Here is a 1,436-nt window from a genome sequence, read left to right on the forward strand (position 1 = left end):
GGTGACGGTGTTCGGCATTCTGAATCTCACCGAGGACTCCTTCTTCGATGAGAGCCGGCGGCTAGACCCCGCCGGCGCTGTCACCGCGGCGATCGAAATGCTGCGAGTCGGATCAGACGTCGTGGATGTCGGACCGGCCGCCAGCCATCCGGACGCGAGGCCTGTATCGCCGGCCGATGAGATCAGACGTATTGCGCCGCTCTTAGACGCCCTGTCCGATCAGATGCACCGTGTTTCAATCGACAGCTTCCAACCGGAAACCCAGCGCTATGCGCTCAAGCGCGGCGTGGGCTACCTGAACGATATCCAAGGATTTCCTGACCCTGCGCTCTATCCCGATATTGCTGAGGCGGACTGCAGGCTGGTGGTTATGCACTCAGCGCAGCGGGATGGCATCGCCACCCGCACCGGTCACCTTCGACCCGAAGACGCGCTCGACGAGATTGTGCGGTTCTTCGAGGCGCGGGTTTCCGCCTTGCGACGGAGCGGGGTCGCTGCCGACCGGCTCATCCTCGATCCGGGGATGGGATTTTTCTTGAGCCCCGCACCGGAAACATCGCTGCACGTGCTGTCGAACCTTCAAAAGCTGAAGTCGGCGTTGGGGCTTCCGCTATTGGTCTCGGTGTCGCGGAAATCCTTCTTGGGCGCCACCGTTGGCCTTCCTGTAAAGGATCTGGGTCCAGCGAGCCTTGCGGCGGAACTTCACGCGATCGGCAATGGCGCTGACTACGTCCGCACCCACGCGCCTGGAGATCTGCGAAGCGCAATCACCTTCTCGGAAACCCTCGCGAAATTTCGCAGTCGCGACGCCAGAGACCGAGGGTTAGATCATGCCTAGCATTCACCTTCCGGCCGCCCGCTAGCGGACCCTGGTCAGGTTCCGCGAAGGTGGGCGCAGACATGCTGGGCTCGTCAGGATCAAACTGCACTATGAGGCGGCGGTTCATACCGCGCCAGGGGAGCGAATGGACAGCGAGGAGCCTCCGAACGTTCGGGTCGCCTGCTCGGGTGATATCGACGAGGTTGTGCGGCTGATGCACGACGCTGCGGCGTGGATGTCCGCCAAGGGAACGCCCGCCTGGGACGTCGCGCGGATCGACCGGACATTCGCGGAGACCTTCGTCCTGAGATCCGAGCTCCTAGTCGCGAGTTGCAGCGACGGCATCGTCGGCTGTTGCACCTTGTCGGCCGAGGATCCCGAGTTCTGGCCCGACGCCCTCAAGGGGGAGGCCGCATATCTGCACAAGCTCGCGGTGCGACGGACACATGCGGGCCGGGGTGTCAGCTCCGCGCTGATCGAGGCTTGCCGCCATGCCGCGCGAACGCAGGGGTGCGCCAAGCTGCGGCTCGACTGCCACCCGAACCTGCGTGGCCTATACGAGCGGCTCGGATTCACCCACGTCGACACTTTCAATCCCGGCTGGGATCCAACCTTC

General features: G+C 63.6%; 2 protein-coding genes. Both read left to right on the top strand.

Annotation, left to right across the window (positions count from 1 at the left end; all coding sequences use genetic code 11):
- Position 1: 1 nt before the first annotated feature.
- Positions 2 to 838: a sulfonamide-resistant dihydropteroate synthase Sul1 gene (sul1, locus tag Q0112_RS02105; RefSeq protein ID WP_024193717.1), complete on the top strand. Its 837-nt coding sequence runs from the start codon at positions 2 to 4 to the stop codon at positions 836 to 838.
- Between the two features lie 127 nt (positions 839 to 965).
- Positions 966 to 1,436 (top strand): GNAT family N-acetyltransferase (locus tag Q0112_RS02110; RefSeq protein WP_004165074.1); only part of this gene is annotated, 471 nt, incomplete at its 3' end.

Source organism: uncultured Amaricoccus sp. (assembly GCF_937858865.1).
Lineage (GTDB): Bacteria > Pseudomonadota > Alphaproteobacteria > Rhodobacterales > Rhodobacteraceae > Amaricoccus.